Consider the following 21,566-nt stretch of genomic DNA (forward strand, 5'->3'; position numbering starts at 1 on the left):
AAAGACAACACCCCAGCCCCCTGCAACATTCCAAATTCCACTTATTTGTGTTTGCGGTTGCTTCTTAGGCATTTGTTTCTTAGTGTTCAGTGGACTTGGCCAACAGTGGGATATTGCTTTGTCCGAGATTGTCCGAACCGTTTTACCGCGTGAGTTTGCTCCTGTTGCAAAATTGTCCTATTTTTCGGGCAATGCCCCCGTTGCTGGCAGTTTGGTGTTTATTTCCCTCGTGATTTTAGGGAGACATCGCCGCTGGCGCGAGGTGAGGGCGATCGCGTTCTCGACGCTGTTCATCCTGATTCTCATTGATCGGGTGCTCAAACCGTTCTTTGATGTCGCTCGACCCGATAATCCACTGGTCTTGCACTTGAGCGGGCATAGTTTTCCCAGTGGGCATGCAGCAGGGAATCTTCTGCTGTACTTCCTCTGGAGCTATTTCCTTTCTAAGAAGCGACCAACCTTGAGAGGATTGAGCTATGGAGTCGCGATCGCCCTGATGATTTTAATGGGCATCAGCCCTGTTTATGTAGGTGCCCACTGGGTGAGTGATGTATTAGCAGGCTACTGTGTGGGCGATGCGATTTACTTAGTAACGGTGCGATACCTCGAACGCTCCTAGATGTTTGGTTATTTGCTAGGAGCGGCCCAACCTATTCATCTGCAAAGATGTAGTCGTAGAGTTCTTCGGGCTTAGGCTCAGGACTTTCCTCGGCAAAGGCCACAGCATCATCAACAATTGCCTGTACTTTTTGCTCAATGGCACGCAGGTCTTCGCTAGTGGCCAATTCCTGCTCCACGAGGTAGGCACCCAGCTTTTTGATCGGATCGCGCTTCAGCCAAAATTCTTTCTCTTCTTTGGAGCGCAGTTCATCGGGATCGGCAAGGGAGTGCCCCCGGAAACGGTAGGTCAACGCTTCAATGAGGGTGGGGCCTTCTCCGGCACGGGCACGGGCGATCGCTGCCTCAGCTACTGTACGCACCGCCAGCACATCCATGCCATCTACTTCCTCACCCACCATGCCAAAGACCTTGGCCTTCTTGTAGATTTCTGTTTCGGAACTGGCACGCTCATGGGCCATACCGATCGCCCACTTGTTATTTTCTACAATGAAAAGAATAGGTAATTTCCAGAGTGCCGCCATATTCAAGCACTCAAAGAACTGGCCATTATTGCTGGCACCATCGCCAAAGAAACAGGCGGTGACCTGATCGGCTTTGGCATCGCCCATCACCTGACGGCGGTACATCGTCTGAAATGCTGCCCCCGTTGCGACTGGAATCCCCTCAGCGACAAAGGCAAAGCCCCCCAAGAGATTATGCTTGGCAGAAAAGAGGTGCATTGAGCCGCCCCGGCCTTTGCTACACCCCGTTGCCTTGCCAAAGAGTTCAGCCATCACTTCACGGGCAGGAACACCGGCGCTCAGGGCATGAACGTGATCGCGATAGGTACTGCAGACGTAATCATCGGGACGCATCGCCTTGATCACACCTGTAGAGACTGCCTCTTGACCGTTGTAGAGGTGGACAAAGCCAAACATCCGCCCTCGGTAGTACATTTCGGCACACTTATCTTCAAAGGTGCGCCCCAGTACCATATCTTCATAGAGCATTAACCCCTGCTCACGGGTAATCGTGGTTTGGGGAATGGACAAAGAGGGCAGACTACGCTCTTGAACCATAGTAGGCAGTGATCAACCTAGGGTAAACGCCGTACCAACAGGGCAAGCCGCCGTTGGCATCACACTATTGTACTCAAATTACAGCCCTTTTCTTAAATATGGGAGTGACAAGGGAATGCCAGCCTCTGCTAATCACAGTAAATGAGTATTCCTGCCCCCTGCTGGTTTGCTAAAAAGAGAAGCAGGATAGATGTGGGCAGCAGCCATTGCCTCTGGGTCAAAACGTTTTGCTAGGGTCGTTTGCAGACCGTGCCATGCAGTTTCTAGGATGCAACTGGGTAAGTCTCCTTCCTCTGCAGCTACGATGAGCGCTTCAAGGTCTGTTGGCGGTTCATTGTCGGGAATGGCGATTAAAATTGCAGCAATACTCATTCAGAAGTCCCCAGTAAACTTGATCGAGGTAATCAGCAACTAACTTCCCAGAAGGAAGGCAACGAGGAACAAGCCATAGAGCAGACCAAACTTCAGGGCATTGAGAATTTGACCAAAGAGAGTTTGCCGCAGTTTCCAGCGATCGCTATAGAACAAGGCACTAATCACTTCAGCAATAATTGCTACGATGCTCGAGGCCACAATATCTAAATAGCCCAATTGACCTGCACTCGAGGAAATGGCCAAGCCCAAGAACACCCCAAAAAGAAAGGCAATAGTCAGTGTCGCTAGCCGTCGCCACGGATTTTTTAACTGCTCCTGAATCCCAGCGCCTAGACGATCAAGCAGGGTATTAAGACGGGTTTGCTGCATATACTCAGGACGGGAAAAGGTTGCTAGGGTGGGCAGAGAGTGAATGCTTGCCAGTATATGTTAAGTCGTGTTGCCGATGCGGTCTATTGGTTAAATCGCTACATTGAGCGGGCAGAGAATATTGCTCGTTTTGTTGATGTCAACTTGAACATGCTGCTGGATCTGCCCACGAGTCTTTCAGGTCAATGGGATCCCCTAGTGCTAACAACGGGGGATTTGTCCTTTTTTCAGGAACACTATGGCACGGCCACGGCTGAAAATGTGATTCAGTTCCTCACCTTTGACACCACCTATGCCAACTCGATCATCTCCTGTCTGCGGGCGGCACGGGAGAATGCCACATCCATTCGCGAGGTGATTTCCTCAGAAATGTGGCAGCAGGTGAATGCCTTCTATACGATGGTGCGGGAGGCGGCTAAAGCCCCGGATCAATTGGAGATTGCCAGCTTTTTGGAGCAAGTGAAACAGGCCAGTCACCTTTTTGCCGGCGTGATGGATAGTACGATGAGCCACAATGAAGCGTGGCACTTTGGTCAAATGGGGCGGCTACTGGAGCGAGCCGATAAAACCTCGCGGATTCTCGATGTGAAATACTATCTGCTGTTGCCCTCAGTGGAAGATGTGGGCACGCCCATTGATGAATTGGGTTGGATTGCGCTCCTCAAGTCCGCCAGTGCCTATGAGATGTATCGTAAACGGGGTTCGCATCGGATTACACCCGCAGGGGTCGCAGAGTTTTTGATTCTCGATGCCGAGTTTCCCCGCGCGATCCGCTTTTGTCTGTTGCAGGTGGAAAAATCCCTCTACAAAATTACAGGAACGCCCTTGGGGAGCTGGCACCAGCCCGTGGAACGCCAACTGGGACGCCTGCGATCGCAACTGGACTATTTGACGATTGATGAAATTATTGGCCAAGGCATGCACGAGTTCCTCGATCACTTGCAGCAGCAAATGAATGAGGTGGATACGCAAATTTTTCAAACGTTCTTTACCCTAGAGCCTGTGAAAGCCCGCTAGCGTGACAATTGAATTGGGGTATTGCCTAGGGTTGACGGTGGGCTTGGTGCTGCTTGAGGTATTGGCGCCCATTTTGAATCACCGCTAGCATTTCCTTGAATTGGCGTTCCATTTCCGCAAGGGTGCGATCGGCATAGGCATCCGCTTCCTGTTGCCGCTCTTGACATTCATGGCGGGTCACTTGGCGCAGATGGGCTAGTTCTTTTTCTGTGTTTTGCCGTAGCAGATTGATTTCCTCGATCGCGCGCTGGCGCATAAACTCCACCTCTTGCTGCACCTGCTGGCGAATTTTCTGGGCTTCGAGTTCTGCCTGCTGGCGAATCCGCAGTTCATCGGCAATTTGGGCAGCGCGTTGCTCTGCGGCACGGATAATTTCTTGGGCGCGGTGCTGGGCCTGTTTAATGATCTCATCCCGCTGATTGAGAATCCGCTGCGCTGTCTTCACTGATTCGGGGATCGCCTGTTCAATGTGGGTAAGCTGATTCAGGATCTGCTCTTCATCAATGAGTTTGCGGCCGGTCAGCGGGATCTTCGTCCCTTCGAGAATTAGGAGTTCTTCCAGCTTTTCCAATTGTTGCAGGAGTTGCAGCGGTACGGAAGGGACATCAAGCGCTTCATTTACTCCAGTGGTCGTTGAGATGGGATCGGCGTTTGAGTAAAGCATGCTTCTAAATCCTTTGCAACAGTGGCTGGTACTAGATGACGAACATTACCGCCAAATCGGGCAATTTCTTTTACTAAGCTACTACTTAAGAAACTATACTCATTGGACGTGGTGAGGAACACGGTCTCAATCTCTGGCCAGAGGCTTTTATTGGTGTGGGACATCTGCAGCTCGTATTCAAAGTCCGACAGAACCCGTAGCCCCCGCAGAAGAACTGTTGCCTGTTGCGATCGCGCGTACTCAACGGTCAGGCCATCAAAGGTATCCACCCGCACATTTTTTAAGTGAACGGTAGCCGCCTCTACTTGTTTGATCCGTTGGCTGACGCTAAAGAGGGCTTTTTTTTGTGGGTTGTGGGCGATCGCCACAATCACTTCACTAAAGAGACGAGCACCCCGCTCAATAATGTCCAAGTGCCCTAGGGTAATGGGATCAAAACTTCCAGGATAAACAGCAAGCATAGGCGGCTCAATAACGAGATGAGAGGTTAAACAGCATCAAGGGTAAGACAATCATCGCTGATTTCTCGGAACAGCGGATACCATTGCTGCATTGGCAGACCACTCGCGATCGCCCCAGAAATTTTCTGACTGTATCTTTGCCGATCAACCCTACAACCAAGGGGATGAATGATCCCCGTCTGTGGATAGAAATGGAGCTGCTGCAATTAATAAAAATTAATGTAAAGAGTTGTAATCAGAATATAAAAAAATCAAATCATTATTACAGCTTTATTGACAACATTTGTAGCCTTAGCTACCAAATTTAGGCTCAATATGAACTAATGTAAACGATTTCTTAAATTTTGCAGTGTCACGTAGCGGCTATGTTACAGAATGGTGACGCAAAAACTATTTGTATCAAGCAATACTTGACGATCTCAGATCTCAGCATTTATAACAGAAACATGTTTCATTCAAGGCAGTTAGGGTTGTCTTTCACTTAAATACCTTAAATTAACCTGTAAAACTAAAGTAATTGGTGTTTCCCTGATGATGATTAGTTTTTTTTGAATAACTATTTCGTTATATTAACTTGCTTCCCTAGTCCCTGCGTTTGTTAAACAAGTATTAAGTATTCATCATTGACTTAACTTCTTACACATCTGAAAGTACGTGCATGTCACGTGCCTCTCTCCCTTTTGCTGCTATGTCCCGTCCTAACTGTGAGGGTTCCCCCTATGAATATTTCTCCAGTCACTCGCTACTATATGCGGCGCTTACTGGCAGAGCATCCCGCCATTCAATCCTATGTTGCCCGTGACACACACCCACTGGGCATTGAGGAAGAATACCTAGAGCGTTACATTAATCTAGATCATTTAACCTATCCACAACTGAATCAATTAGAATTTCTCATTGAGTTACATCAAAAAATAAAAGTTAACGAACCACATCAAACTCACCAGCTTCAACAGATTGAGCAGAAAATTTTTGACCTCATTGGTATTCAACTTCCTGTCTCCCACAGTGCCTTAACAGATTTGATGTCTTTCTTTAGTCAGGTTGCGGAAACTCAAGAGCAGATTCCTGTGCCTAGCGTAAACCATGAATCGACAAACCTTGCTGATTACTATGAATACTGTCGGCGAATTACAGAAGTAACGGTACGCTACCTTGGCAAAATGATTGTCACTAACTATTGGTTATTGACACGACCCCGTGAAAGCTGGCTGGCGCAAATTCAAGTGGAGCAGTTCCACAACCGTAACTTCACGCCCCACGATCAACTTTTAACCAACTATGAAGTCGAAACCTTGCAACGGTGGATCCATGATTTCATTCGGCATTGCTGTCGTGTCCTGCCCACTCTACCGCGCCTTCTCTTGGCGGCAGGAGTTCCTTCCCACCTGCTCTACGATCTCGTTCGTTAACGGTCAGGTTATTCCCGAAAGGGGCTTCCCTATGCAAATATCAATGGAAATCAAAAGGTTCTAGGAGCGTTTGCAGCACGGTGGGCAACTTCTCGGCTAGCTCTTGGGAATGGCTATAGATGAGGCGCTGGCGACTGGGAACTTCAATGGGAAGAGGCGCCCGCTGGCTGGGGTGCTCCTGCTGAATGACAAGGATTTGATTGCGGCGTTTGCTGGCAAGGGCGTAGCCGAGTTCTAGGGCAATCATGGTGGACAACTGGCCATTCTCAACCGCTGTGCCATCGGCAACAAACAGGAGCGAGCGACGCAATTGGGTGATCACGGGACTATCCAGACGCAGAGGAGCCGTGGCTGAGCGTGGGCTTTCGACCAGTTCCAAGGGGAAGCGACTAGGGGTATTGGTCACAAATGCTTTGAGGGCGGTGCGAATCTCGTCACTACTGGGGCTATCGGCGGGACTGAAAAAGAGGGTCGGTTCCAAGTAACTCAGGCGATCGCTCTTGATGAAATAGATTTCATGACTGAGAACATCAATGTTGGCGATCGTATAGCTGCCGCTCCCCTCAATATAAAATTCCACGGTTTCCCCAAGGCGATAGCGTTGAAACCACTCCGAACGCTGCACGGTTTCTAAGTCATCGAGAAAATCTGCCCGCAATGCCGTTTTCAGCAAGCTACTTTTGTTGAGCCGTAGATCGTGGGGACGTTGCTCGATGTGTTCGAGGGGTTCATACTGCGGTAGGTACCATGCCCGCAGCGCAATAATCGCCATTCAATTATTCCACCTAGGTACTGCCAATTATGTTAGAGCATAAATACAGTCCTTTTCTGGGGTACACAGATGAGCACTGACTGAGCGTATTCCATCCGTGTGAAAAGGGCTGTAAATTAAGTCCTACTGGCATAGGAGACAGCCAATGACAGCAAAATTATTGCTGGTGGATGATGAGCCGGGGGTGCGCGAGGCGGTAACGGCCTATTTAGAGGACAGTGGCTTTGAGGTGACAGCAGTGGCCAATGGTCAAGCGGCTCTGGAGTATCTAGAAACCAATGTACCCGACCTGATTATTACGGATATTATGATGCCGCAGATGGATGGCTATGCCTTTTTGGAAACAGTGCGCCAACAACCCCATCTCAACCATATTCCCGTTATCTTCCTCACAGCGCGGGGCATGAAGCGCGATCGCATCCAAGGCTATGATGCTGGCTGTGATGCCTACCTAGCCAAACCCTTTGACCCCGATGAACTGGTGGCCATTATCAAAAATCTGCTGCGGCGGCAAGCGGCTGCTCGCGATGAGGGAGAACCCAATCTGGCCAATTTAGCTCAACAAATTGCCGAACTGCGGGCAATGCTCGTCCAACAGGGCAAACGCAATCCCACGGCTCCCCCAATTCAACTGGATCTCACCCCCCGCGAAGCCAGTGTGCTGCAACTGGTGGTCAAGGGTCTGATGAATAAGGAAATTGCCAGCCAACTGAATACCAGTGTTCGCAATATTGAAAAGTATGTCAGTCGCCTCTTTGTGAAAACCGGTACCAGTAGCCGCACAGAACTCGTGCGCTTTGCCCTTGAACATGGCTTGGCTGATTAGGTTTAGAGAGAGGGATCATTTTGCCAGAACCAGTCGGCAATGCGGGGTTTGGCTTTTTCCGTTGCTGTGGGATTGAGGAGGATAATGGCTTGGCGGAGGTTGGGGGCCAGCCGTCGCTGTACCCGTTGGGGAATGCCATCGCCAAAATAAACATGACCCCGCCCCGTCAGCACCACAATCAGGCGATCGGGATGCCGCTGATGCTGTTTAGCAATGACTTTGGCCATCGTTTCATCCCAAAGGACTTGAGCTTGGTAAAAGAAGTCAAAATTCATACTGTGGCTCATCCCTTGATGGGCAGCAACAAAAATCTCCTGCAGGCGATCGCGATAGGCAGTGTTGCTCAAGTCAATATCTGCTAGGGGTGGAATATAGCGAAAATCATCTTCCCCTAAGCTCTCTAGACCTTGGCGTGCCACTTGGCGGGTGACTTCGGTGGGCGTATTCAGGGCAATCAGGGGAATCTGCTGCTCCTTGGCAAAGCGAAAAATCGGTGCATACAGCGACCAAGGGAAGCCCCAGCGCTGGGCATATTGGGTTTGCTCCAGCAATTCCATCTCGGTAATTTCACCGCCAATGTAGGCATCGAGGGCGGCTTGAAAGGGACGCTGAATCATTTCAAGGGCGATCGCTAGGGGGCGACCCCGCCGTTGCAATTCCTGCAAAATTTGCAGTTGTGCCTGATGATCGGCCACGCTATCGTGGGTTTCACCCAAATAGAGGATGTGCTTTTGCTGCCAGTCGGCATAGGCTCTTTGCAGGGGGACGGATTCACTGCCCCGCCAGACCTGCTGCGCTTTCACACTGTGGGTTCCCGCGACCAAAAGGGCGATCGCTAAAGTAAAAGCTAAAGGCTGCCAAGCAGGGGACGATCGCCACTGGCGCAACCGCTGTCCAAGGGGGGATGCCAAACGATAAAATATCTGCCAAGATCGAGATAGAGTCGTTGACGGTATGGTGACGACAATTATCTTCTGCGCGTTCCCCATTGGGTTCAACCCTGTTATCCAACGCTGAAACAACTATGCAATCTCCCTATCCACTTGAACTCAGTGACCCCGCTGCCAGTGACGTCGGTTCCACTCATCCTGAACTGAATGGTAACGCACTGGTGAAATCGGAGACGACCTCTACAGAATTGGCCAAGGCGGAAGTTCGCTTGAGTGACCCCCGTGCCGAAGCGCTGCGGCAAATGTTGGAACGCCATCGCGGTACGCGGCAGTTGATTATTCTCCAAGATTTTCCTGACCCCGATGCCCTCTCTTCGGCATGGACCTATAAACTCATTGCTGAGCAGTTTGAGATTCAGTGCGATATTGCCTACGCCGGTGCCCTGAGCCATCAGGAGAATATCACCCTAGTGCGGCTGACGGGGATGCCCCTTGTGCGCTGGGCGGTGCAAGGTACGAAAAATAAAGATCAGCGGGATTGTACCTGTTACCAAGGCTACGTTCTCATTGACAACCAAGGCACCACCAGTCAACTGCTGCCCATGGTGCAGGAGGCTGGCCTGCCGGCGATCGCCATCATTGATCACCACAGTCTCCAAGAAGCCATTCAAGCCGAGTTTACAGACATTCGACCCACGACCCGCGCCACGGCTACCATCTTTACCCAATACCTGCAAGCGGGGCTACTCACCCTCGACAGTAGCAACCCAGTTCACGTGAAATGTGCCACGGCTCTGATGCATGGCCTGCGCTCTGACACCGATTGCCTCAAACAAGCCAAAGAAGAGGACTTTCTCGCAGCCGCCTTCCTGAGTCGTTTTATTGATTATCAACTGCTGAACACCATTTTGCAGTCCCACCGCTCGAAGCAGGTGATGGATGTGATCGAGCGATCGCTGAAAAACCGCTCCATTCACAACAATTTCTCAATTTCTGGCGTGGGCTATATCCGCTACGAAGACCGCGATGCCATTCCCCAAGCGGCGGATTTCCTTGTGACTGAAGAGAACGTCCACACTGCCGTTGTCTATGGCCTTGTCCACGACGAAGACGAAGAGGTGGAACTGATTATCGGTTCGCTGCGCACAACAAAAATTACCCTTGACCCCGACGAATTTATCAAAGAGGCCTTTGGTAAGGATCGCCAAGGACGCTTCTTTGGTGGGGGTCGCTCCCAAGCCGGCGGTTTTGAAATTCCCGTGGGCTTCTTGTCGGGTCTCAATGAGAATCCAGAATACGCTAAACTCAAGTGGAGCGTTTACGATACGCAGATTAAGCAGAAGCTCCTCCACCTCGTCAATCCGAAGAACAATGTCCTCCACGGTACGGAGTAAGGCACTGTTCGTAGTAATCAAGTTTTAGGTCTTTATGACGGAGCTAACAGTCCTTTTTTTCCGCCACGGAATCGCGGTCGAACGGGAAGTGTTTGAAGGCAGTGATAGCGATCGCCCCCTTACCGCCAAAGGCGAAAAGAAAACCCAGCAGATTGCGCGGCGGTTACTTGATCTAGGCATTGAGGCAGAACTGATTCTCTCCTCCCCACTGGTGCGGGCACGGCAAACGGCAGAAATTCTCCTTGAAGTGGGGGTTGCCCCCGATCTGATGATTTCTGACCTGTTGGCTCCAAGCGGTCGTTTGCTAGATTGGCTCCATTGGCTAAATCACTGGCGTCAAGACCATGAGGGTGCCCTGATTGCCGTGGGTCATGAACCCAATCTCAGTCACTGGACCGAACTGCTCATCTGTGGTAAAGCCTTGGGACACCTCCAGCTCAAGAAAGCCGGCATTATTGGCCTGCTGATTCCAGAAACCGATCCCCTTGGTAATAGTCAACTTTTTTGGCTGACGCCTCCCAAGTTTTTACTTAATGGCAGTGGCCTTGCCTGACTACAGGTGTCCATTCCGATGCTTCGACCCTCTCGCCACTGCTCTCCCTAAAGCGACAAAATAGAAGTACAGCCTGCCACAGGATAGAATCGTGAATTCTGAGTCGGAAATTACGGAGCATTTACCGCCCGATGTTCTCAGTTGGCTGTATGCCTATCAGCGGGAGCATCAATTTACTAGCCTTGAAGCGGCAATTGTTGACATTGTCTGCAAGTTTTATATTCAAGCGGAGCATTTGCCTGAACGGGTGGCGGATCTAGAGCGACGGGTGAATGCCCTCAGCCGTGAAGTGATTCATCTGCGCCAACAACTGCCCGAAAACTACGATCGCCTACGGGAACAGTTGGCAGCGGTGCGCCTGAGTCATTCGGGCATTCTCCACAATTTGCGCGATCGCGTGGAGGCCTTAGAGTCCGAGGTGTTTCCCGGTCGCCCTAGCGCTGCTGACGTAGAGGCTGATAGTTGAGGAGTTCCTCCAAGGTTGCCAGCAAATCCACTTTCACAAATGTGATTTGATCCTCAGCATTGAGGCCAAATTGCCAAGCCACATTGACGCTAAAAAGGGGGAGTGTAACTTTACCCACAAGGCGGTAGCGACGTTCTGTGCCCTCTGTGCTTAGTAGTTCTCCTTTAAGGGGTTCTGCCCGCATACCCACGGCTTCAAGGTGGAGATAATGGGCGATCGCCCCGCGGCCAATGACAGCATCCTCAAAGGGCGGATAGAGAACTCCCGCCTCAGCAAACAGGGCGGCCACATCTTCGTAGCGTTCCTCATTGAGGGCAGCAAAATAGGCGATCAGCGTCGGTTCATCAATGCCGAGAACAGGACTTCCTTGAACAAGATGGGTCATGGTTGCAGTTCCTCAGTGGTTTGAATCGAGACAAAAAAAGGGAGCGAGCTGCCCCCTTGCGTAACCCATGGCATCTCAATTAGACGGCAAGTGGATCCACACCCATGGCGACCACTGCATTCCGCAGGACAGTAATCTGCTGACCAAAGTCAAGGGCTTTGATGGCTGCAAACACGCGATCGGCATCGCGGCTGAGGGTATAACCGGGGGGCACAGGTACCACAAACCCCTGTTTCATCAGTTCTGCCAGTTGATACCAGAAGGCGAGCTTGGTGTTGGGGCTAAAGACACCGTAGGCACGGGTGAGAGGGGTGTCCACATTGGCCACCAAGTCGCGCATGAATTGAAGTTGATCATCAAAACTGAGTGCTTTGACCTGATTGAGCAGCCCTTCCGCCAGTTGTAGGCGAGCCGTACCGGGGGCGGCGGCTGTAATCGAACGACCCGTTTCTGTGTAGATAAACCACAGGAGTCCCAACTTGTCATCCACGCTCAGGCAGTTAAAGAGAGTGGTTACCTCTTGAACCGCTGTGGCTAGGGTGGTGGGATTGAAACGCGTATCGGTGGTGTAGGTCATATCGCTTCAGAGATGTTAAATGTCTAGTCTGTCGCTAGGGTTATCTCTGCCTCCTAGTCAACAGTATGTTACATATCTTCATAAAAAGCAACACAAGTTTATAAATACCGACAATAAATCTATCTTATATGTTAATCAAATAGAATAAACTCAATACATTGTAGAGGGCTAAACCCAAGGACATGTCCTAGTTAATCCCGCTGTTGCCCTCTTGCGCAAAAAAGCAGTTAGCAACCTCCATGGTGGGTTGTTACAAATGTTAAGATTGCATCGGTTTTGGCAGGAACACTGCTGTGGCTCGACCAACCCTCTACGTAGCAATCACCAATCATGGCTTTGGTCATGTGGCGCGGACAACGGCGCTGGTGAATGCCATTCGCCGCCAAGTGCCTGATCTCTTGCCACTGATCGTGACGGCAGCTCCCTATTGGTTGTTGCAGGCGAATCTGGAGGGGGAGTTTATTCATCGTCCCCGTGCCCTTGATCTGGGGGTCGTGCAAGCCGATAGTTTGCAAATGGATTTGCCCGCAACCCGTGCCAAGCTCTTGGAACTTCAGGCGGCAGCCCCTGAGTTGATCCACGCCGAGGCAGATTTTATTCAGCAAAATCGGGCACAGTTGGTGCTAGCGGATATTCCCCCTTTGGCGGTGGCGATCGCCCATGCAGCGGGGGTGCCCTGTTGGATGGTTAGTAACTTTGGCTGGGATTTTATCTATCGCTCCTTTGGCGATGACTTTAGCGAGATTGCGGATTGGGTGAGTAATCTTTATAGCGGGTGCGATCGCTTGTTTCAACTGCCCTTTGCCGAACCCCTCAATGCTTTTCCCCACAAAGAACCCGTGGGACTGACGGGAGCCGAACCGCGTTTTGAACCAGAGGAGTTGCGGCAGCGCCTTGGCCTCACCACTCCCCGCGATCGCACGGTTTTGTTGACCTTTGGCGGGTTGAGCCTGCAGGCCATTCCCTATGAAGCCCTCAAGGACTTTCCCGATTGGCAGTTTCTCACCTTCGATGGGGCTGCACCAGAGGATCTGCCAAACCTACTGAAGCTCTGTGGCCGTCAACTCCGCCCGCTGGATGTGATGCCTCTCTGTGGTCGAGTCGTGTCCAAGCCCGGCTATGGCACCTACGCGGAGGCCTGTCGCTTGGGGGTACCGGTGGCAACGATTCGTCGTGATGATTTTGCCGAGGGGCCAATTTTAGTGGCCGGATTGCAGGCTCATCACTACCATCAGATCCTCAGTCATGAAGAATTTTTTGGTGGCCACTGGCACTTTTTGGCAGCGGAACCTCAGCCGCCTTTAGACCCCACACCGCTTGATCTTGATGGCAATTCTAAGATCGCTACCGCTGTTGCTTATTATTTGAATCAACACAATTCCTATTCGTAGCAATTGCCGTGGGTATCTTTGGATGGCAAACAGCCTCGCTTTTAAAAAAGGCTTGGCAGCTTTATCAGCAACAGCACTGGCGCAGGGCACAGCAGTTGGCTCGTCAAGTCATTGAACGTTCCCCGCAGCCAGAGGCCTACTATTTGTTGGGGGTGATTGCCGAGGAACGGGGGCAACCCCTTGGGGCGCAAGCGGCCTATGAACAGGCGATCGCCCTTGATCCGTGGCATGCTGCTGCCCACTATCGGCTGGCGATTGTTCTCCACGATCTGCTGTCGCAACCGGCCGCTGCTGTACCCCACTATCAACGCGCCCTTGAGGTGCAGCCAGAGTGGGTGGAAGCCCACAGCAACCTAGGGAATGCCTATTTGGACTTAGGGGAGATTGAGCGGGCGATCGCCTGCTATCAAAAAGCCCTTTCCCTGAATCCGGACTTACCGACGACCCTGTATAACTTGGGACTGTGTCTGCACTCCCAAGGCAAACTTACAGAGGCCAGTGCCTGCTATGAACAGTCGCTGTATCTTAAACCCGGTCAAGCGGATGTCCACAACAATCTGGGCAGCGTTTATCTCGAACTCAAGAACTACAGGGCAGCGATTCGTCAATTTCAAGCTGCCCTCAGCGCCAATCCAGAACTATTGGCAGCGCACTACAATCTGGGCTATGCCCTCCATTTACAGGGCAACCTTGCAGCGGCCCGCGATCGCTATCAAGAGGTCTTGCTGCGGGAAAATAAACATCCACAGGCACTCCTGCAACTGGGGCAAATTTGCCTCAGCGAAGCGGATTTTACGGGAGCCATCCGCTACTACCAACGCTGTCTTGACCTCAACCCTTGCAACGGTTCTGCCCAAGCGGGCTTGGCCACAGCGCTTCTGGAAACAGGAAACCCAGAGGCGGCCCTCCACCACTTTCGCCAAGCCGTTGCCCTAGACCCCAATGGGGCGGATGTGCGCCTCAACTTTGCCCTTGTCCTGCTCATGCTAGGACATTTTCAAGAGGGATGGGAGGAATACGAATGGCGCTGGCAACAACCCACGGGCGGATTACGCACCTATGCGCAACCCCGTTGGCAAGGTCAATCCTTGGCGGGGAAAACCCTCTTTGTCTATAGTGAGCAGGGGCTAGGGGATTGCATTCAGTTTGTGCGCTTACTGCCCTTGATGGCGCGGCGTGCCCAACGGCTCATTTTTGCTGCCTATCCGCCCTTGGTGCGCCTGTGTCAAACACTGCCGGGGATTGAAGTGATAAGCACCGAGGAGACGCCTCCCCCCTTTGATTGCCATACCCCCCTGCTGAGTCTGCCGCGCTACTTAGGCATTGATAAAGACCACTTTCCTAAGTTCAAGCCCTATTTCCCTTTGCCCGCCCACCCACCCCACAGTATCTTTAATATCTCTAAACCTCGGATCGGTCTGGTTTGGGCCAGCCATAGTCAAACACGCACGACGGCACAGCGGTCTTGTCCCCTTGAGTATGTCCTACCCCTGCTGCGGGAATTTGAGGTGCAATGGTATAGCCTGCAAAAGGAGCGATCGCCAGCGGAAGCTGAACAGTTACAGGAGGTGGGGGTGATTGATTGCCAGCCCTATATGGGGGATTTTCTGGATACGGCGCTTTTGATCCAGCAGTTGGATGCTGTGGTAACAATTGATACGGCTGTGGCACACTTGGCGGGTGCCCTAGGGAAGCCCCTGTGGATCCTGTTGCCCTTTGTGGCGGATTGGCGGTGGCTCTGGCAGCGATCGCGATCGCCTTGGTATCCTTCGGCGCAGTTAATTCGCCAGCCCCAGCGGGGTGATTGGCAAGGGGCGATCGCCCAATTGCGGACTGCGCTTCAATCCCACTATCGGATGCTCAGCAATGGGATACCCAATTGAGCAGAAATTAGTGATTGCAGTGGCCTCCAGTGCCCTCTTTGATTTGGGGGAGGCGGATGATGTCTTTCGCAATGAGGGGACCGAAAAGTACCGCCAATTTCAGCGGGAAAGGAAATACGATGTCTTGCCGAAGGGGGTGGCATTTCCCTTTATTCGCCGCTTCTTAAATCTCAACCGTGCCTATCCCGAACAAGAGCCCGTGGAGGTCGTGCTTCTTTCGAGAAACGATCCCGATACCGGTCAGCGGGTCTTCTATTCAATTCAGCACTACGGTCTGAACATTACCCGCGCCGCATTTTTGGGCGGCAAATCCCCCCATCCCTACATTCCTGCCTTTAATGTGTCCCTATTTCTCTCGGCAAATGCCAAGGACGTGCAGCAGGCGATCGCGGCTGGGTATCCAGCGGGCATGGTGATTCGATCGCCCATTACCGATCAGGAAGAGGATGCCGAGTTGCGCATTGCCTTTGACTTTGATGGTGTGCTAGCGGATGATGAAGCGGAAGCCGTCTTTCGCCAAGGGGATCTCGAGCAATTTCAAGCCCATGAACTGCAAAAGGCCAACATTCCCCACAACCCAGGCCCCCTGAGTGACCTGTTTAGAAAACTGGCAGCCTTTCAACAGTTAGAGATGGCCAAAGAACAGCAGGATGCCAGCTATCGGCGGCTGTTACGGATTGCGATTGTGACGGCACGCAATATCCTTGCTAGTGAACGGGTGGTAACTACCCTCAATAGTTGGGGCGTCATGCCGGATGAAACCTTTTTCCTTGGCGGTATGGAGAAGGTACGGGTTCTCAAGCAACTCAAACCGCATATTTTCTTTGATGATCAACTGACTCATCTAGAATCAGCAGCGGGTTCGATTCCCTCAGTGCATGTCCCCTTTGGCGTGCGCAACTGTGACATTTGTGGCATTTATTATGGGCAGACCTGACGCCCATTCATCTGAACAATGGAAACATCTAGCTCGCGATCATCAAGTTCAAGTTTGCCACTGGCAGTAACAACGCCGCCCACCCTAAGAACGCCATTGCGCAGGGCAGGTTTGCAGGCATCCGGTAGATCGAGCTTGTAGCGTTGGTTATTGGCCTCAATTAAGACTTCATCATCATCAACAACCGCCGTAATTTGACCCGTAAGCGTGGCGGGCACCTCCTTACCAGCACGGCTGGCGATCGCTCCTGTGATCAACATTCCTGCCACTCCTAATGCCAATACCAACCAACGCAATCCCATGGCACAAATCCTCAAGTAGAAGGTTTCCCAATAATTTGACGAGCGATCGCCCCCAAGAGTTCAATTAAGTTTTCTCTGCCGACGGATCTATTCAAATTTCCTAAAGTCTGATTTTGGCGTTGAATCCCTCGGAGTCTCTCTATAGGAGGCTTTGAGTATTTTTAGTAGCTTTGTAGAAAATAATTTGACACCCCTCGCAGGGGATCCCTCGGAACAGGGGGCTGCAATCCGCTCAGGGAGAGGCTATATTAAAGATGCGCTTGCTTTCCTTCGCGGAAGTAAAATAAATGAAAATTGGTAAAGTACGCTAAAAATAAGCACAAAAAAAGGTCAGTGTCGTTGCCACCGACCCTTGAATAGATGAAGACGAGTTAAGTTTCTAGGAGTTTATTCCTCATTAACGGGGAACAACGGCAGGCTGCACTTGGATGCCCCATGAACTGAGCGTGCCTACATTACAGCCACCTTGCCGTCCAATCGCCCCAATTTGAATCGTGTGATTCCCCCGCTCCCAATTGCCACCAATGGGCAAAAAGGCTGAACGGTTGGGGCCAAGGAACTCCGTTTCGACCCGCTGTCCCTGACGATTGGTGGTGAAATATTTCACTTCCGAGCAGTGGGTAGCAGGCGCAGTGACTTGGAGGGCATAATCCCAATACGGACTTTCAGAGCGGAAGTTGTAACGCGCCATTTGATCGCAAACTTGGCCACTGCTGTTGCAGTTGACGATAATCGGTGGGTTTGCCTGTGCTGCCGTAGTAGCAACCACAACACCTGAAACCACAATACTGCTTAGGGTGATCAACCGATGGGTGAAGGAGTGGAGAGACATTGGAGGCTCCTATGGAGTGGATACCCCAATTATTGATGGCAATCCTGTCGCCGCCTGAGACCTCAATCACTGATGGGTTGAGAGATTGATCACCGGAAAGTAACTGTTGCTTCCTCGCAGGAAATGGAAAAACTGCTAGGCCATTTCACGCACACGGGGCTGGCCATCCACAATCTCACCAATGAGGATGACATCGGCCACGTTGACAAACAGGCCATTTTCGACAACGCCAGGGATGTTGTTCATCGTTTTCTCTAGTTCGGCGGGGTTAGAAATGTCATCAAATTTGACATCAAGGACAAGGTTGCCTTGATCTGTCACCACTGGGCCATCTTTTTTCACCCCCATGCGCAGTTCAGGCTGCCCCCCAAGAGCTTGCAGGGCACGAGTGACGGGAGCCACGGCAAAGGGTAACACTTCCACGGGCACAGGGAAAGTGGCACCCAATTTCTGCACCAGTTTGCTGCTGTCCACCACGACCAAGAACTGATCCGCAAGGGAGTCAACAATTTTTTCACGGGTATGAGCTGCCCCACCCCCCTTGATCAGGTTTTTGGCGGGATCCACTTCATCGGCACCGTCAATGGCAATGTCTAATTTCTCCACATCATCGAGGGTGACTAGGGGAATGCCATACTTTTTAGCAAGGACAGAGGCCTGAAACGAGGTGGGCACACCAGCGATGTTGCTCAGTTCTCCGTTGCGCAGGCGATCGCCCAAAAATTGGATGACAAAGGCGGTGGTTGACCCAGTGCCCAAGCCGACAATCATTCCAGACTGCACGCGATCGGCAGCAGCTTTGGCAACAGCCTGCTTCATTTGCTTGACTGCATCATCACTCATGGGCGAATTCCCTCATTTTTTCCAAAAGCACCATACCACAGCGGCCGCCCTTTACAGCCCTTTTCAGAGAGTCGGAACCTAGGCCTCAGGCTGCCAGTCCTTGGAAATGAGTTGCAGGTGACGTTGCAAACAACGATAATGCTAGTGATTAAGTGAGGGTATCTCAGGGATGGCGATCGCGCGCGCAAGGAAAAAATGGCAGTGGTTCTCCCTGTTGGGCGCAGCAGCAACCGTTTGGGCACAGACGGGACTGGCGGCTGAACAAATTAGCCTTGTGTATCCGCCCTTTGGCACCTTCAACATCCAAGTGAGTGACCTTGCCAGCTTTGCCAAAACGGGTAATACCAGCCCAGAGCTAGGGTTTTTAATTCGGTTGCTCCCCAATGATCAACAGCCAAACCTGCGGGAGAGCTTAACCACCCGTATGGACCTAGCACCCACAACCGTTAGCCAGTTTGTCAACAGCCCCATCGGTCAAGCCTTTCTGGAGCGTATTGGCCAAGTCATTCGTGCAGATAATGATGTCAATGGTGGCCCAGCCCTTGGGGAAGCCCTGAAAACCGCCGCCAGTTCCCCCGCAGGCATTACCCTACTCTCAGTACTACAGGCCTTTCCCGGCAAGAGTGTTAAAGTCAATGGTGAACTCGGTCTGAAGGCAGTGGGTGCCTTTACCCGTGCCGTGAATCAAGAACAACGGGCGCAAGACTTTATCGAACGCTTGGCGCAACTCCAACCAAGAACGCCACTGCCTGCCAGTAGCCTTAATCCTGCCCAAAAAGGACCCTTCCAGTGGCAAAAGCAAAAAATTGAATTTACTAATCCCAATCGCACCACAGGCTCCATTCCCGCAGATCTCTATGTCCCCACAGGAATTACGGCGCCGGCCCCTCTCATTGTCATTTCCCACGGTTTAGCCTCAGACCGCACGACATTTGCCTACTTAGCAGAGCACTTGGCTAGTTATGGCCTAGCGGTTTTAGCAGTCACTCACCCCGGTTCCGATGCCAGCCGAATTAATAGTTTTCTCTCCGGGGCACCCCTCGACTACGAGAACTTGCCAAAGGATTGGGCACAGCGCCCCCTTGACTTGAAATTGGGGGTAGATGCTGTAGCGGCGTTAGTTCAGAAAAATCCAGCCCTGAAAATTGACACCAATAATGTGGGGCTATTTGGCCACTCCATGGGGGGCTTTACCGTACTGGCAGCGGCTGGGGGTACCGTTGACTGGAATGCAGTGAAACAACGCTGTCTAGCAGCCGCTAGGGATCTCTTTATCTTTAATATCTCAGTGCCCCTGCAATGTCGTAGTCTCGGTCTTGCCGATGGGCCCTCTACACTGGCGGATCCACGGGTCAAGTCTGTGATTGCTGTCAATCCAGTGAGTAGTATTCTCATTGGTGAACGGGGCATGGCCAATATCAAGGTGCCGACGCTGATTATTTCCAGTAGCAAGGATGTCTTTGCGCCCCCGTTAGAGGAGCAGATCTGGCCTTTTACATGGTTGCAGGCGCAGCCCAAGTATCTTGCCATGCTCGTGCCCGGTACCCACTTCTCAGCAGTGGGGGTCAGTGAAGCGGGAGTATTACCGGTTCCCAATGATCTCATTGGCCCGAACCCACAGTTGGCACAGCCCTTCTTTAAGGGGGTAAGCACTGCCTTCTTTGGTGTCTTTAATCAACAAAATGAGCAGTTGCGTCCCTTCTTGAGTCAAACCTTTGTCAATCAGGTGACCCAGCCCACTTTTCAAGCCTATTGGCTGGATCGCATCAATCCCCAGCAGTTGCAGGAGGTGCTCGCGGGGCGCATTGGCACTCAACCACGAAGATAAAGTGCCCCAGAAATCAGTGTGAGGGCGATCGCCCCCCCATAAACAATGAGAATTCCCCCCTGCCAACTGGGTGGTAAGGGAGCGAGAAGTAATGCCACGGCCATAATCTGGCTAACGGTTTTGGCTTTGCCCCAAAGGTTTGCCCCCTGAATTTGAGATTGCTGCACCCGCCAACTGGCAATCCCGAGTTCCCGAAAGAGGATCAACGCCACTGACCATGCGGGCACCTCTCCCCATTCAATGCACAGCAACAGGGGCACCAAGATTAGCAACTTATCCACGAGCGGATCCAGCACTTTGCCCAAATCCGTGACCTGATTAAAACGGCGGGCAATGTAGCCATCCAGCCAATCCGTCAGGGCTGCCACCAAAAATAAACCCACCCCCCACCAGCGATAGACCACTCCATGATTGAAGGAGAGCAAGCCTAGGATCACTGGCACAATCAACAGGCGAGCAAGGGTAATCGTAGTGGCGAGGTTCACAGGCATAGCACTCATGCAAAAGAAAACCCCCTCACGCAGAGGGAGTTCATTATCTTTTATCGCAGTCAGTGCTTAGTACAACTGGAGCGACTTCAACTGCTTATCGAACATGTGGATAGTGTCCACAAAGCGCGCTGTCTTCGACTGGGTGGAAATGACCAGAGATTGGGTACGGGCACCCCCCCTAAAGAAACGCACCCCTTTCATGAGTATACCGGGGGTAATTCCACAGGCAGCAAAGAGAACGGTTTCGCCGGAGGCCAATTCCTCCGCTTCATAGACCTTGTCGGGATCAGTGATGCCGGCTTTTTTGAGTTCCTCGAGGTTGCCTTCGCGGGTGCGATTCGCCCATTCCTTGGTCATGACCACAGCGGGATCATAGACCAGTTGCCCTTGGAAGTGCCCCCCTAAGGCGCGCATGGCAGCAGCAGAAATCACCCCTTCCGGCGCAGCACCAATTCCCATCAGGGCATGAATGTTGGTTCCCGAAAAGGCACAGCAGAGCGCTGCCGAGACATCGCCATCGGAGATCAGTTGGACGCGGGCACCCGCATCGCGAATTTCTTGAATCAAGTCATTGTGGCGATCGCGCTTCATTACCACCACCACTAACTCATCAATGGCGCGGTCAAGGCATTCCGAGAGAATTTTCAGGTTTTCTGTCGCCGAGTTGCGAATGTCCACTTTACCCTTAGCAGCGGGGGGCGCCGCCAATTTCTTCATATAAAAGTCGGGAGCCGCAAACAACCCCCCTTTTTCCGAAATGGCCAGCACAGCCATCGATCCCGGTTGGCCATAGGCGCAGAGATTGGTCCCTTCACAGGGGTCAACGGCAATGTCAATTTCAATGAGTTCTTCCGGGTTGCAGTACTGCGCTGCATCGGGACGGGTGCAGATACCCACTTCTTCGCCAATGTAGAGCATGGGGGCTTCATCCCGTTCCCCTTCGCCAATCACAATACGACCGCGCATATGGATTTGATTCATGCGGTTGCGCATGGCATCCACGGCCACCTGATCGGCCATGTGTTTGTCGCCCTTGCCCATCCACCGCGCTGAGGCGATCGCCGCCTGCTCGACAACTTCAATAATCTCTAAGCCAATGACGTTATCCACACAACCCTCCTAACTGCACAAGTTGATCCCGCAGAGGTTTCCTATCTGAGCTTACAGAACTTTGGGATCTAGAAAATAATTTCTCGTTGCAAATTATTTGCTCCTACCG

25 protein-coding genes are annotated in these 21,566 nt (G+C 51.8%); 11 read left to right on the plus strand and 14 right to left on the minus strand.

What is annotated here, in order from left to right:
* Window positions 1-118 precede the first annotated feature (118 nt).
* Window positions 119-619 carry a phosphatase PAP2 family protein gene (locus tag QYC28_RS10720; RefSeq protein ID WP_302679469.1) on the plus strand — a complete coding sequence of 167 codons (501 nt, stop codon included), beginning with the start codon at window positions 119-121 and terminating at the stop codon, window positions 617-619.
* Between the two features lie 31 nt (window positions 620-650).
* Here QYC28_RS10720 and pdhA read toward each other — a convergent pair whose 3' ends face one another.
* The 3 genes from pdhA to QYC28_RS10735 form a co-directional block, all read right to left on the minus strand.
* The gene (gene pdhA, locus QYC28_RS10725) at window positions 651-1,679 is read right to left on the minus strand and encodes a pyruvate dehydrogenase (acetyl-transferring) E1 component subunit alpha (RefSeq protein ID WP_149820695.1); all 1,029 of its coding nucleotides are present in this window, start codon (window positions 1,677-1,679) and stop codon (window positions 651-653) included.
* Window positions 1,680-1,811: 132 nt separating this feature from the next.
* Window positions 1,812-2,051: a hypothetical protein gene (locus QYC28_RS10730; RefSeq protein ID WP_286625662.1), complete on the minus strand. Its 240-nt coding sequence runs from the start codon at window positions 2,049-2,051 to the stop codon at window positions 1,812-1,814.
* 39 nt (window positions 2,052-2,090) lie between these two features.
* Window positions 2,091-2,423 (minus strand): DUF565 domain-containing protein, encoded by a 333-nt coding sequence (locus QYC28_RS10735; RefSeq protein WP_286625663.1) that lies wholly within the window; start codon window positions 2,421-2,423, stop codon window positions 2,091-2,093.
* A gap of 57 nt (window positions 2,424-2,480) precedes the next feature.
* Between QYC28_RS10735 and QYC28_RS10740 the strand changes: the two genes are divergently transcribed.
* Entirely contained in the window at window positions 2,481-3,440 is a 960-nt protein-coding gene (locus tag QYC28_RS10740) for an alpha-E domain-containing protein (RefSeq protein WP_190278071.1), read from the plus strand.
* 25 nt (window positions 3,441-3,465) lie between these two features.
* Here the strand turns inward: QYC28_RS10740 and QYC28_RS10745 are convergent, their stop codons facing one another.
* Both QYC28_RS10745 and coaD read right to left on the minus strand, forming a co-directional pair.
* Window positions 3,466-4,104, minus strand: a complete 639-nt coding sequence (locus QYC28_RS10745) for an ATP synthase F0 subunit B (RefSeq protein ID WP_149820702.1) — start codon at window positions 4,102-4,104, stop codon at window positions 3,466-3,468.
* Window positions 4,059-4,565, minus strand: coding sequence for a pantetheine-phosphate adenylyltransferase (gene coaD, locus QYC28_RS10750; protein WP_149820703.1), 507 nt, complete (start codon window positions 4,563-4,565; stop codon window positions 4,059-4,061). Before coaD ends, QYC28_RS10745 begins: the two co-directional genes overlap by 46 nt.
* A 719-nt stretch (window positions 4,566-5,284) precedes the next feature.
* On the opposite strand from coaD, the gene QYC28_RS10755 reads away from it, so the two are divergent.
* Window positions 5,285-5,977, plus strand: a complete 693-nt coding sequence (locus QYC28_RS10755; protein ID WP_286625665.1) for a hypothetical protein — start codon at window positions 5,285-5,287, stop codon at window positions 5,975-5,977.
* A 40-nt stretch (window positions 5,978-6,017) separates the two neighbouring features.
* On the opposite strand, the gene QYC28_RS10760 is transcribed toward QYC28_RS10755, so the two are convergent.
* Complete coding sequence (locus QYC28_RS10760) at window positions 6,018-6,749, minus strand: hypothetical protein (RefSeq protein ID WP_149820705.1); 732 nt, start codon at window positions 6,747-6,749, stop codon at window positions 6,018-6,020.
* Between the two features lie 145 nt (window positions 6,750-6,894).
* On the opposite strand from QYC28_RS10760, the gene QYC28_RS10765 reads away from it, so the two are divergent.
* Complete coding sequence (locus tag QYC28_RS10765; RefSeq protein WP_149820706.1) at window positions 6,895-7,575, plus strand: response regulator transcription factor; 681 nt, start codon at window positions 6,895-6,897, stop codon at window positions 7,573-7,575.
* Window positions 7,576-7,577: 2 nt separating this feature from the next.
* On the opposite strand, the gene QYC28_RS10770 is transcribed toward QYC28_RS10765, so the two are convergent.
* On the minus strand, window positions 7,578-8,486 hold the full coding sequence (locus QYC28_RS10770; protein ID WP_286649627.1) for a ChaN family lipoprotein: 909 nt from the start codon (window positions 8,484-8,486) through the stop codon (window positions 7,578-7,580).
* Window positions 8,487-8,599: 113 nt separating this feature from the next.
* Here QYC28_RS10770 and QYC28_RS10775 point away from each other — a divergent pair, with 113 nt between their 5' ends.
* The 3 genes from QYC28_RS10775 to QYC28_RS10785 all read left to right on the plus strand — a co-directional run bounded on the left by QYC28_RS10775 (window position 8,600) and on the right by QYC28_RS10785 (window position 10,878).
* Entirely contained in the window at window positions 8,600-9,859 is a 1,260-nt protein-coding gene (locus QYC28_RS10775; protein WP_149820708.1) for a bifunctional oligoribonuclease/PAP phosphatase NrnA, read from the plus strand.
* 34 nt (window positions 9,860-9,893) lie between these two features.
* Window positions 9,894-10,412 (plus strand): phosphohistidine phosphatase SixA, encoded by a 519-nt coding sequence (gene sixA, locus QYC28_RS10780; protein WP_302679470.1) that lies wholly within the window; start codon window positions 9,894-9,896, stop codon window positions 10,410-10,412.
* 91 nt (window positions 10,413-10,503) lie between these two features.
* A complete protein-coding gene (locus QYC28_RS10785; protein WP_149820712.1) occupies window positions 10,504-10,878 on the plus strand; it encodes a SlyX family protein in 375 nt (124 codons plus the stop codon).
* Here the strand turns inward: QYC28_RS10785 and QYC28_RS10790 are convergent.
* Both QYC28_RS10790 and QYC28_RS10795 read right to left on the minus strand, forming a co-directional pair.
* Entirely contained in the window at window positions 10,847-11,263 is a 417-nt protein-coding gene (locus tag QYC28_RS10790; protein WP_149820714.1) for a nuclear transport factor 2 family protein, read from the minus strand. The genes QYC28_RS10785 and QYC28_RS10790 overlap by 32 nt on opposite strands.
* A gap of 79 nt (window positions 11,264-11,342) precedes the next feature.
* Complete coding sequence (locus QYC28_RS10795) at window positions 11,343-11,840, minus strand: orange carotenoid protein N-terminal domain-containing protein (RefSeq protein ID WP_286625668.1); 498 nt, start codon at window positions 11,838-11,840, stop codon at window positions 11,343-11,345.
* Window positions 11,841-12,133: 293 nt separating this feature from the next.
* Here QYC28_RS10795 and QYC28_RS10800 point away from each other — a divergent pair, with 293 nt between their 5' ends.
* The 3 genes from QYC28_RS10800 to QYC28_RS10810 are packed head-to-tail and all read left to right on the plus strand — an operon-like array spanning window position 12,134 to window position 16,051.
* Window positions 12,134-13,231, plus strand: coding sequence for a glycosyl transferase (locus tag QYC28_RS10800; RefSeq protein WP_149820717.1), 1,098 nt, complete (start codon window positions 12,134-12,136; stop codon window positions 13,229-13,231).
* A gap of 8 nt (window positions 13,232-13,239) precedes the next feature.
* Entirely contained in the window at window positions 13,240-15,114 is a 1,875-nt protein-coding gene (locus QYC28_RS10805; protein WP_302679471.1) for a tetratricopeptide repeat protein, read from the plus strand.
* Window positions 15,098-16,051 carry a 5'-nucleotidase gene (locus QYC28_RS10810; RefSeq protein ID WP_286625670.1) on the plus strand — a complete coding sequence of 318 codons (954 nt, stop codon included), beginning with the start codon at window positions 15,098-15,100 and terminating at the stop codon, window positions 16,049-16,051. Before QYC28_RS10805 ends, QYC28_RS10810 begins: the two co-directional genes overlap by 17 nt.
* On the opposite strand, the gene QYC28_RS10815 is transcribed toward QYC28_RS10810, so the two are convergent.
* From QYC28_RS10815 to rpiA, 3 genes are all read right to left on the minus strand, one after another.
* A complete protein-coding gene (locus QYC28_RS10815; RefSeq protein WP_149820721.1) occupies window positions 16,036-16,353 on the minus strand; it encodes a hypothetical protein in 318 nt (105 codons plus the stop codon). The genes QYC28_RS10810 and QYC28_RS10815 overlap by 16 nt on opposite strands.
* A 397-nt stretch (window positions 16,354-16,750) precedes the next feature.
* Complete coding sequence (locus tag QYC28_RS10820; RefSeq protein ID WP_149820722.1) at window positions 16,751-17,185, minus strand: hypothetical protein; 435 nt, start codon at window positions 17,183-17,185, stop codon at window positions 16,751-16,753.
* Between the two features lie 135 nt (window positions 17,186-17,320).
* Entirely contained in the window at window positions 17,321-18,028 is a 708-nt protein-coding gene (gene rpiA, locus QYC28_RS10825; protein ID WP_149820724.1) for a ribose-5-phosphate isomerase RpiA, read from the minus strand.
* Window positions 18,029-18,197: 169 nt separating this feature from the next.
* Here rpiA and QYC28_RS10830 point away from each other — a divergent pair, with 169 nt between their 5' ends.
* The gene (locus tag QYC28_RS10830) at window positions 18,198-19,856 is read left to right on the plus strand and encodes an alpha/beta hydrolase (protein ID WP_302679472.1); all 1,659 of its coding nucleotides are present in this window, start codon (window positions 18,198-18,200) and stop codon (window positions 19,854-19,856) included.
* On the opposite strand, the gene pgsA is transcribed toward QYC28_RS10830, so the two are convergent.
* Together pgsA and glpX are read right to left on the minus strand one after the other, a co-directional pair.
* Complete coding sequence (pgsA, locus tag QYC28_RS10835) at window positions 19,841-20,347, minus strand: CDP-diacylglycerol--glycerol-3-phosphate 3-phosphatidyltransferase (protein ID WP_149821806.1); 507 nt, start codon at window positions 20,345-20,347, stop codon at window positions 19,841-19,843. The genes QYC28_RS10830 and pgsA overlap by 16 nt on opposite strands.
* Window positions 20,348-20,413: 66 nt before the next feature.
* The gene (gene glpX, locus QYC28_RS10840) at window positions 20,414-21,457 is read right to left on the minus strand and encodes a class II fructose-bisphosphatase (RefSeq protein WP_149820730.1); all 1,044 of its coding nucleotides are present in this window, start codon (window positions 21,455-21,457) and stop codon (window positions 20,414-20,416) included.
* Window positions 21,458-21,566: the final 109 nt, after the last annotated feature.

It is taken from the genome of Thermosynechococcus sp. HY596 (genome assembly GCF_030518715.1).
GTDB lineage: Bacteria > Cyanobacteriota > Cyanobacteriia > Thermosynechococcales > Thermosynechococcaceae > Thermosynechococcus.

Bases quoted from the DNA above. Each gene is read 5' to 3' on its own strand.
- pdhA (WP_149820695.1), bottom strand. From the start codon at position 1,679: ATGGTTCAAGAGCGTAGTCTGCCCTCTTTGTCCATTCCCCAAACCACG.
- QYC28_RS10730 (WP_286625662.1), bottom strand. From the start codon at position 2,051: ATGAGTATTGCTGCAATTTTAATCGCCATTCCCGACAATGAACCGCCA.
- QYC28_RS10735 (WP_286625663.1), bottom strand. From the start codon at position 2,423: ATGCAGCAAACCCGTCTTAATACCCTGCTTGATCGTCTAGGCGCTGGG.
- QYC28_RS10740 (WP_190278071.1), top strand. From the start codon at position 2,481: ATGTTAAGTCGTGTTGCCGATGCGGTCTATTGGTTAAATCGCTACATT.
- QYC28_RS10745 (WP_149820702.1), bottom strand. From the start codon at position 4,104: ATGCTTTACTCAAACGCCGATCCCATCTCAACGACCACTGGAGTAAAT.
- coaD (WP_149820703.1), bottom strand. From the start codon at position 4,565: ATGCTTGCTGTTTATCCTGGAAGTTTTGATCCCATTACCCTAGGGCAC.
- QYC28_RS10755 (WP_286625665.1), top strand. From the start codon at position 5,285: ATGAATATTTCTCCAGTCACTCGCTACTATATGCGGCGCTTACTGGCA.
- QYC28_RS10760 (WP_149820705.1), bottom strand. From the start codon at position 6,749: ATGGCGATTATTGCGCTGCGGGCATGGTACCTACCGCAGTATGAACCC.
- QYC28_RS10765 (WP_149820706.1), top strand. From the start codon at position 6,895: ATGACAGCAAAATTATTGCTGGTGGATGATGAGCCGGGGGTGCGCGAG.
- QYC28_RS10775 (WP_149820708.1), top strand. From the start codon at position 8,600: ATGCAATCTCCCTATCCACTTGAACTCAGTGACCCCGCTGCCAGTGAC.
- sixA (WP_302679470.1), top strand. From the start codon at position 9,894: ATGACGGAGCTAACAGTCCTTTTTTTCCGCCACGGAATCGCGGTCGAA.
- QYC28_RS10790 (WP_149820714.1), bottom strand. From the start codon at position 11,263: ATGACCCATCTTGTTCAAGGAAGTCCTGTTCTCGGCATTGATGAACCG.
- QYC28_RS10795 (WP_286625668.1), bottom strand. From the start codon at position 11,840: ATGACCTACACCACCGATACGCGTTTCAATCCCACCACCCTAGCCACA.
- QYC28_RS10810 (WP_286625670.1), top strand. From the start codon at position 15,098: ATGGGATACCCAATTGAGCAGAAATTAGTGATTGCAGTGGCCTCCAGT.
- QYC28_RS10815 (WP_149820721.1), bottom strand. From the start codon at position 16,353: ATGGGATTGCGTTGGTTGGTATTGGCATTAGGAGTGGCAGGAATGTTG.
- QYC28_RS10820 (WP_149820722.1), bottom strand. From the start codon at position 17,185: ATGTCTCTCCACTCCTTCACCCATCGGTTGATCACCCTAAGCAGTATT.
- rpiA (WP_149820724.1), bottom strand. From the start codon at position 18,028: ATGAGTGATGATGCAGTCAAGCAAATGAAGCAGGCTGTTGCCAAAGCT.
- QYC28_RS10830 (WP_302679472.1), top strand. From the start codon at position 18,198: ATGGCGATCGCGCGCGCAAGGAAAAAATGGCAGTGGTTCTCCCTGTTG.
- pgsA (WP_149821806.1), bottom strand. From the start codon at position 20,347: ATGCCTGTGAACCTCGCCACTACGATTACCCTTGCTCGCCTGTTGATT.